We start from the raw sequence: 10,078 nt of genomic DNA, 5'->3' as shown, positions 1-10,078 counted from the left end.
GTTGGTGTCTACGGTCACCGTGGTACCGGAATCGTCGGTGATGTCGAAGGTCCCGTCGCCGTTGTCCACCACCGTGGCACGCCTTGCATCGAAAGTGGTCGTTCCGCCATCTTCGTTGGTATAGGTAAGGGTCCCATCACCGTTATCGGCCAGGGTACTTGTCGTCTCGTTAAAGGTGGTGATGGTCCCGTCCTCACTGGTATAGGTAAAACTGCCATCGCCGTTATCGACCAAGGTGGTCACCGTATTGTTGGTGTCGACCGTTACCGTGGTCCCGGAGTCGTCCGTGATATCGAAGGTGCCGTCGCCGTTGTCCACCACCGTGGCCCTACGGGCATCGAAAGTGGTCGTTCCGCCATCTTCGTTGGTATAGGTAAGGGTCCCGTCGCCGTTGTCGGCCAGGGTACTCGTCGTTTCGTTAAAGGTGGTGATGGTCCCGTCCTCACTGGTATAGGTAAAACTACCGTCCCCATTGTCCACCAAAGTGGTCACTGTATTGTTCGTGTCCACCGTTATTGTGGTCCCGGAATCATCCGTGATATCGAAGGTGCCGTCGCCGTTGTCCACCACTGTGGCCCTTCGGGCGTCGAAGGTGGTGGCAGCGCCGTCCTCATTGGTATAGGTCAGGGTACCATCACCGTTGTCGGCAAGGGTAGATGTCGTTTCGTTAAAGGTGGTGATCGTGCCGTCCTCGGAGGTGTAAGTAAAACTCCCGTTACCGTTGTCCACGAGCGTGGTCACCGTGTTGTTGGTGTCTACGGTCACCGTGGTACCGGAATCGTCGGTGATGTCGAAGGTCCCGTCGCCGTTGTCCACCACCGTGGCCCTTCGGGCATCGAAGGTCGTGGCCGTACCGTCCTCGTTAGTGTAAGTAAAAGTCCCGTTACCATTATCCGTTAAGGTCGTGGTTGTTTCTACCGGGAGCGTAACCGTAGCTGTTCCGCCATTTTCCAGTGTAAGGGAAAGCTCGTTGGTTCCTGCATTAAAGCTAAAATTTTGAATTTGTTGGCTATCTGTGGAAGTAAGCTCCCAAGAATTTCCGTCCCAGAAAAAGATGGTCCCCGTATTCGTGTTTACATAGATATCTCCCGTATCCGCTCCCGCTGGGGTAGTTCCGCCTGGCGCTGTCACTGCAGTACCACTAAGTACTTCGCAGTTACATTGATCTTGCAATGTAACTGTTGTCTGTGAAAATGCCAATCCGGAAATCAACAGAAAGATTACTAACAAAATTCTTTTGTCCATGATCTTATCTTTACTTAAAATCGATTTATTGCTTTTAGCTATATTCATATCTCTAATGACGAATAGTTCTACCTATCCTGTATTCAAATAGAATAACCTTACGAAACCTTGTTTTGGGAGAAACTTTTCCTGAAATGAAAATGGGAAGACGAACTAGGTACTATCGCACCACACTGTCTATTAGGGTTTTTCTTTGGCATAAGCCGTTCAGATTTGGTTAAGTTATTCATACTTGGGTTTGGTCTAAACCATTCATTCTATGCGAGATAGCGAAACGGTTTTATTACACTTTACAAAATTAACCTTATATGCCCCCGTGAAAAATAAATGTTGTGTAAGTGTTAAATAGCAATGTATACCCACAGAAAAATGAGGTTATTGTTAAAAAAAGTGCTTCAAACGCGCAAGCTTCATTGGTCGATCATCGCCGATATAGCAACGCTTACCGAATCATGGTTGGTAAGAAAAAACCTAAAATTTGTAGGTAAAATTAATTTGGATTGACCCTGTACGTAATCCGTCGATTGGTGATAATCGTTCTCACCTTTATGATGCTAAAAGGGGAGAATTCAGAAGTGGTATTTGCGATGGTCGCGGTGGAAGTAATGTAATTTCCTATGACCGTACTTCCCCCTATAGGTATACTAATCTGGAACCTATTTGTATTGTCGGTATTCCCGTCTACATCGGTATAAGAAGATGTACCAGCATCGGAATCGGCTCCGCTACCTTCCACCGCACTACCCAGATAAACTTGTCCCTCACCATAGTCTGTGGATAGTCCCAATGCATTATCGCCGGCTGTTGCGGTTCCCTGATTTACATCCGTCAAAAACACCTCGATCGTGGCCCCGGGTCGCGACCATCCTTGCAAAATGAGATTACTCCCCGAGATGAAAACTGCTGAAATAATTGGAAAATTGGCAGCGCCATTGGGCCCTGTATCCGCATCCCCACTATCGTTAAGGGTAACACCGTCACCCAAGCTGTCTGCAGCGTCCAAATCTATCCCCAAGGCCGCACTGGCCGTACCGTTTGCATAAATGGAATTCTGAGAAATAAGGTTCCCTGAGGTAGTGCCACCTGCCAAAACCACGCCAGCACCCCCATTGGAGAAAATAAGGTTGTTGGTTATGGAAGAATTGTTTCCATCCAAACGAATTCCTGCGTTTTCGATCGCGCCACCACAGTTTCCCCCGTCCTGGCCGGAGTTGCTTATGGAATTCTCCGATATCGTAATATTACCACTAATGCCATCCCCATCTATGCCCAGGGCAGAGGCATTCTCTATTAAATTTCTTTGTATCAAAATACCGGAACCACCAGAGACGGTAATATTGTCGTCACAGGCACCATTTCCATTGGTGGTGATATGATTGTCCTGTATCGTAGTTGAAGTGCCTCCATTAACGAAAACTCCTGCCAATGCATTTGTGGCAATGTAGTTCCCTTCGATAACCGCTGTTCCGCCTGTGATTTCAATACCATAATCTATACTTCCGGCATTGGCGCCCAGGGCATTTACGCCTATAAGCGCATCCGAAATGGTAGCGGAACCATTATCCACGCGAATTCCCGTAAAATTGTTGGCCAGCACGGCCACATTGCGGATTAGCGTACCCGTGCCCTCATTAATCAAGACATCGCCCCCGTTACTATGTCGTATTTGTACTTCTGGGAGATTATAGACAGGTAGTACGTTTGCCGAAGTTCCTACGGAAGCTCCACCGGATCCAACGGTCCCCGTGTTACTATCCCCTGAATAAGCGGTTTGTGTTCTCCCGTCAATTATTGTATTTGCTGCCGTTATGGCACTCAGTGGTGCGGCGCTAGAGGTAACAATATCAAAATAGCCACTGGTGTAATTGCTATCTGCCGTACGTCCCAGGGCATCCCCTGTGGGCGGTATCATAAATATAGAGGTATCCAGGCCGGCCGCAGGGTCAAAAATACCGTTGGCCTCAATATCCAACCCGGTTTCATCAAGATTATTGCTGTTCAGAATAAATTGTCCCAAAGATCCCTGCCCATCCGCATTCGTATTTACGATGGTATTAAAATTAAAGCCAAAATCGAGTTCAGCCACCCCATCTGCCGTTATCGTAACAGTAGATATCGTTTGCGCATTGGTGAGGGTCCCTGCCGCTACATCGGTCGCGGAGGGATCTGCGCCCCCTATTTCGTTGGTAAAGTTGGTAAAACCGCCCAAGGTGGTATAATTTCGTCTATAGGTTTGTATAGGCAAGCAGTTAGTACAGCTAGAACCACCTCCTCTGGAGGAATTTACGGTACTGCTCACCACCCGAACGCTATAATCCCCATTGGCCATACCGCCAAAGGAATATTCTCCCAGGGCATTTGTGGTGTAATCTTCCTGGAAGACATTGGAGCTATCGTACAATTCCACTACAGCGCCTTCCACACCAACACCTCCGGCCGTAGCCATGTTCCTTCCGGCTCCTCCTCCATAATTAACGTCCTCGAACACGCTTCCTACAATAATATTACTGGGCACTTTTAAAAGTACGGCATTTAGCATCACAAAATCCTGACCTACCCCAACATTGGTGGTCGCCGTGGACTCTCCCTGCGAGATTAGGGCCGATATATCATAGGTATCCAGATCTAGACCGTAAGTGGTCGTATTGTTGATATTGGGAACTACGGTATTGTCAAAAATGGTGGAATTAAAAGGGTTGTTCACCGTTGTACCGTTATTGTCCCCATCGCCGGCCAAGGTGGTCGTACCTGAAGAAGTGGTCAAGGACAGGAGTTCATTATTGGCCAAGGTTTGATCCCCTTCCCAGGAAAGTACCGTGGTCTTGGCGCCAGAGGCCCCGATAGCATAAAAACCACTCAGGGTAAAACTAACCGTATTATTTTGTTCCCCATCAAAGCCTTGGTATAAATTGATACTCACAGCGGGCAAGGAAACATCCGAATAGAACACCATTAGTGTCCATCCCCCCATTACCACCGTACTGGAACAATAGGAGCCCGTATTATCTATGGTAAGCCCGGTAAAATCAAAGGTGTTGGTCGATGGGTCGGCAATACCTGAGACTAGACTGGTCACATCGCTGATCATGGCATAAAACTGTAAGGAGCCAAAAGAGGTTTGATCCGCGTAATTCGCTGTAATCGCCTGGCCTTCAAAAGTCACGTCCAAGTCAGGCGTAGTACCGGAATGTGCCCAAAACAAATAGGCCCTTTCTATGGTAGCGGTCCCCGGGATGGTGGTAGTCAGTGTATTCGATGAGCTTGTTGTTATGGAACAGCTGTCCGTATTATTGTCCTGATCCCTTAAGCTTCCCCCGGTAATCGCGTAATCGTAATAGCCGTTAAATTCGTTGAACAAGGTCAAGGGGGTATTGACCCCAATATTATTGTTTATGGTACCGGTGGCCGTGTCCGTTATATCGACCGATGGGTCGGACGTCGCTGTCAGTTGAACTGTAAAGGTCTCATCCCCTTCCACGATCAAATCGGTTAATATGGGGACCGTTATCTGTTCTGTATCTCCCGTAGTACCGCTAAAGTTCAGTGTTCCGGTGGTAAGCGTATAATCAGATCCGGCGGTGGCCGTACCATCAGAGGTGGTATAGTTTACGGTAAAGGCGCCAGCAGCGCTTGCTGAGGTATGTGTAACAGTAAAGGTAGCCGTTCCGGCATCCTCATCCACCGCGACATCGGCTATGGTCAATATTGGGCTTGGTACTATACAAGAAACCACGGCTTCCCAACCGGCAGCGGTCACAATATTGTCTGAGGTGAATCTAACGGTCAAACAACCTGAAGCATCGGATGAGGTAATGGTAGGTGGTAAGTTGCCATTGTGGAATTGTCCGATCAAGGTGCCTCCCGTAGTGGTACCTTCATACACATAGAGGAAGTCAAAACCGTTTTCCACATCAAAACTGGTAAAGGTGAGGCGAACATTAGAGCCCGGTGTATCAGGGCAGATGGTAAAGGTAATGTCCTCATTGTTACCGTAATTACCTCCCTGGCCCCCGGTATCAAAAAAGGTACTACTACAGGTGTTGGTGGTAGTCCCATCAGTGATGATTAGGGAATCATTATCCGTAATGGATCCCGTGGCCGTATCGGTAATAACTACCGAACCATCCGAAGTACCCGTTAATTGTATGGTAAAGGTCTCCGTACTTTCTATGGTAGAATCATCGGTAATGGTGACCGTAATCTGATCGGTATCCCCGGAGGTCCCATTAAAGTTAAGGGTACCGCTACCAATAGCTGTGTAGTCGCTTCCGGCAGTGGCTGTCCCATTTACGGTTTGATAGTTTACCGTAAAGGGCCCCGAGGCATTGGCCCCGGTGTGCGTGGCGGTAAAAGTGGCTGTTCCCGCAGCTTCGTCCACAGTAACATCAGCTATGGTTATTACAGGGCTAAAAGTGGCTGAGAACTGCACATTATCAATATATATAGTTTCACTACTGCCCCAATTGCCACTTGCCGTTCCAAAAGCTATGTTGGAATTTGCAGAAATATAGTTTGTGGTCAGATTATAGTTAACGGAACCCGTATTGGTGGAATTTATTGTGGCCACCACATCATAGGACGCTGTTGCGTTGTTATAAAGATATACGTATAGGGATTCATTGCCCCTGGAGGTAGCGTCATAGTCCAAGGTAAGGGTCACCGCCGTGGCCCCAGTTAAATCCAAAGCCCTACTAATCCATCTGCTATCAATATTGTTTAACTCCAATTGATTGGAGACAATTTCAATCCGTCCGCTGCTGGCGCTTCCATCGTCCCCATTTTCTATCCAGTTTCCGGCAAAGTTCTGTGTTCCATCATTATTGCTGTAGGAAACAGAGCTAAAATTGTCCCTATAGGTCTGCTGGCCATATACGAAGGAGGCCATAAAAAGACATACTAAAAGGAAGCTATTACTACGTAGTTTGCTATACATTGGGAGCGTTTCACAATCAAGAAATTAGATCTATGCTAAAATCATGATACTATAAACCGCGTTAAAAATAGAACAGCTGAAAGGGGATACCCAAAAATTGTTGCGTATGTATGAATAGGAAGGGTGAATCCTAAAAGTAATGATGTATGACTGTTTTGAAATGGGTGAAATGTTCCGTATAAGTGGCGATATTTCCTACTTTCCAAACAAAAATGCAGCTCCCGGAAGCAGCTGCATTTCATATGTTTAGGTGGTTATATTATTCTAAAATGATGAATTCGGACCTTCGGTTCAATTGGTGTTTATCACTTGCACAACGTACGCCGTTTCCACATTCGTTGACCAAACGGGTCTCCCCATAACCTTCTCCCATAAGGCGATCTGCAGTTATACCTTTAGAAATCATGTATTCTACCGTAGAATCGGCCCTTTTTTGTGACAACCACAAATTATAGGCATCCACACCCCTACTGTCGGTATGTGAATTCACCTTTATTTTTAGGCTAGGGTATTTGTCCATGGCGGCTATCACCTTTTGAATCTCTACCTCGGCATCCGGGCGAATATTGTATTTGTTCAGGTCAAAATAAATGGTGCTCAACTGCAGCAGTTTTGCCAAATCGTCCCCAAAACCTGCCGTTACAGTATCCCTTTCCAAATAAAAATCCATTATTCTGGGTTTTCCATCGGAGGTGCCCAAATATTCTTCCGCGGGCACATACCCTTCGGTCAAGGCCCGTACAAAATTACCTTGATTACAATCAATGGTAAGGCTGTAATTTCCCTCGGAATCCGTGATTGTGGTCAGTATTTCCTCATTGTTCTCATCAATGACCTTTACCGTGGCGCCTACAAGAACTTCGTTGGATATTTTATCGCGTACGGTGCCTGAAATTTGCTGAAAGCAATCAAAGACCAGGGGGGTGTTCTCCACAAAACTATAAATATCGTCCGCCCCGGTGCCCTCTTCCCTATTGGAGGCAAAATAACCTTCCCTGGTTTCCTCATTGAAGATAAAGGTAAAATCGTCCAGCTTGCTGTTCACCGATCTGCCCACATTGAAAATTGGATCTGTAAATCTGTTGTTCTTGATCTTGGTGGCAAAAATGTCCAAACCTCCCAAACCTACATGGCCGTCCGAGGAAAAATATAATATTTCCTTACTAGTCACATACGGAAAGGTCTCACGGGATGCTGTATTTATGTTAGGCCCCAAATTTTCCGGGGTTCCAAAAGTGCCGTCGCTGTTAATGGTCACCCTAAAAATATCGGATTCCCCAAACGATCCAGGCATATCCGATGCGAAATAGAGCATTCGTTCGTTAGGACCCAATGCGGGGTTGGCTACCGAATAGGCATCGCTATTGAACGGCAGTTCTTCGATACTTGCCCATTCTCCATCCTGTACTGTGGCTCTAAAGATCTTTAACCTGATAATCCCTTTGTCATCTTTTACGAACTTACCTTCCTTTAAATTATTTCGTGTAAAATAAATAGTGTTACCGTCCTTGGTTATCGCCGAAGTAGACTCATGGAACCTTGTATTTATGGTCCGGTCCATTTTTGTTACTACATTCTCCGATACGCTATCTGCATTAATCTTATAGAGGTCCAAAAAGTCCTTGGAATTCCATGTGTGCCTATACCTGGCCAAATTTCCGGTATCCCTATCCGAAGAAAAAATAAGTCCTTCCTTGTAAAAAGTTGGGGCAAACTCGGAATAGACCGAGTTGTATTCAAAGGGTTGCAGCTCGTATCGTCCTGAATTTTTTTCTATTTCGGCCAAATAGTCGGTGTCGCTTTTATATTTTACCGCTCTGTTATCATCGGCGGTCAGGTCCGAGAATTTGGACATCATCGCGTCGGACCGGTCATAGTCGCCCAAGGTCCTGAGCGTCTGAGCGTATCTAAAATAATATTCCGGGCCCACTTCGCTTTCATATTCGTCCACCAAGCGCTTGTACGTTTCTGCAGCTTGCTGATAATCGGCATTGAAATAATAGGAATTGCCCAGTTTTTTCAATAGGTCGGACGAAACATATCCCTTTTCCAGCACCTTTTGATAGATGTCTATCGCCGGGCTAAAGGAATAGTCCTCATACTTTTCGTTCGCCTTGTTGACCAATCTTTCTTGGGCAAAGATGGTGCCCAGCGAGATAAGAATCAGGACTGCCGGTAAAAGTATTTTTTTTATCATCTCTATTAAATTTAGAAGAAACGAGGAGACACCAAACGTTGAAATGATTTTACAAGTTCAAATCTCAGAAACACCTCAAAGGATCCATCATTAAATTGCGTACTTCCCAAGTCGGTTGTTTCCCTGTCATAGGCCAAGCCCAACATTAATTGGTCGGTTATCTGAAAACCCGCCAATGCACTTATCGCTGCATCCCATCTATAGGCAGCTCCGAAAGAGAATTTTTCGTTAAATAAAAAGCTAGCCGAAATATCTACCTGTAAGGGAGCCCCTCCCACTGCCTTGGTCAACAAGGCCGGTTTAAATTTTAGATTGCCGTTCAGATCAAATACATAGCCGGTAATCAGATAAAAATTGATCCGTTCCGCTGAAAGGAAGGAAACCGAATTTGCATCTCTCTGTGAATTATCAAAATGTTCCGTCTCCAAAATATTGGGTGCGGAGAGGCCGGCATAGAATCTGTCCGTATGATAGTACAATCCCAGGCCAAAGTTGGGGGAAAAACGATTTTCAATATTATCCCCAGTAATGGTCTCCGAATCAAAATTATTCAGCCCTACAAAATCCAAATTCAACAGATTTCCCCCGGCCTTTAAACCAAATGATAATTTAGCATCCTGTGAGACATCTATCGTATAGGAAATTACCGCATCAAAATAGGTTTCCTGCACCACCCCGTCCCCGATGTTATCATTTACCACGGATATTCCATAACCCAATCTACTGTTTCGAATGGGCGAATGCAGGTTTAGGGTCTGGGTCTCGGGAGCCCCGTCCAAGCCCACCCATTGTGAACGGTATAGTGCAGCAATACTCAACTGGCCCCTTGAACCTGCATAAGCGGGGTTAACGCTGAGTGTATTGAACATATATTGTGTGTATTGGGCATCCTGTTGTGCATATAGACCTTCTATAATGGCGCAGAGGAAAAATACAGATATAAGGAAACTTTTTTTAAGTATCATAGGAGTTCAATGAATTATTTGCTGACATAAAGATAACCACTATCAGAAATTCTTTCTTGGTCTATTTGGTATTCAAAGATATAGAAATATACCCCAGCAGGTAGGAAATCTGCTCCACTAAATGTCGACCTTCCCTTAGATCTGCCATCAAAGACGTTATTTTGATTGTTATACCCAGTGCCCTCGTACACGGCAACTCCCCATCTATTAAAAATCTTTAGGGAGTTATTTGGTACCGTTTCTACCCCTCTTATAAACAAGAAGTCGTTTCTGCCGTCACCGTTGGGTGTTACCAATTGATTAACTTCTATGGCTTCCACCGGGGGTACATCGTTGATAGGGTCCAGGTAGTCCGGTGTGCCGTCATCGTCCGTATCGTCATTGGTGGGGTCACCGTCTTCATCCACATCCTCATCGGGTGTGTCCAGACCATCGCCATCATCATCGAAGTCCCTATAGTTTACGTCCTCGGTTCCGTCCGTATCCGGAAGGTCGTTGGCAGGGTCGTCGATCTCATCGTTCACGTCGAAGCCGTCGTTCACATCCGCACCCTCATAACCGTCGTCCAGGCCGTCACCATCGGTATCCGTACCGGTAAAGCTCTGATCGGGAACCCCGTCAAAATTGAAGTCGTTCCCCTCGTTGTTGTCCGGTACCAGGTCGTTGTCACTGTCCAGGTCCAAATAGTCGGGATTATCGGCACCATCCGTATTTTCGGGCGTGAGCCCTTCATCCCCG

The 10,078-nt window shown here is 46.3% G+C and carries 4 protein-coding genes and 1 pseudogene; all 5 read right to left on the bottom strand.

The features are described 5' to 3' along the window. Nucleotides 1-1,245, bottom strand: a pseudogene (locus tag ACRD67_RS06210) (hypothetical protein); the annotation flags it as partial. 490 nt (nt 1,246-1,735) lie between these two features. Further along, nucleotides 1,736-6,178 (bottom strand): beta strand repeat-containing protein, encoded by a 4,443-nt coding sequence (locus ACRD67_RS06205; RefSeq protein ID WP_430966165.1) that lies wholly within the window; start codon nt 6,176-6,178, stop codon nt 1,736-1,738. A 259-nt stretch (nt 6,179-6,437) separates the two neighbouring features. Beyond that, nucleotides 6,438-8,375 (bottom strand): OmpA family protein, encoded by a 1,938-nt coding sequence (locus tag ACRD67_RS06200; protein ID WP_430966164.1) that lies wholly within the window; start codon nt 8,373-8,375, stop codon nt 6,438-6,440. Nucleotides 8,376-8,386: 11 nt separating this feature from the next. After that, nucleotides 8,387-9,337: a PorP/SprF family type IX secretion system membrane protein gene (locus tag ACRD67_RS06195; protein ID WP_489672313.1), complete on the bottom strand. Its 951-nt coding sequence runs from the start codon at nt 9,335-9,337 to the stop codon at nt 8,387-8,389. Nucleotides 9,338-9,354: 17 nt separating this feature from the next. Continuing rightward, nucleotides 9,355-10,078, bottom strand: a 724-nt coding sequence (locus tag ACRD67_RS06190) for a T9SS type B sorting domain-containing protein (protein ID WP_430966162.1), incomplete at its 5' end; no start/stop codon positions are given.

This window comes from Eudoraea algarum (assembly GCF_050589645.1).
GTDB lineage: Bacteria > Bacteroidota > Bacteroidia > Flavobacteriales > Flavobacteriaceae > JBNGOQ01.
Note: the sequence above shows the minus strand (reverse complement) of the source record. Positions and strands in the feature narration are given on the sequence as shown.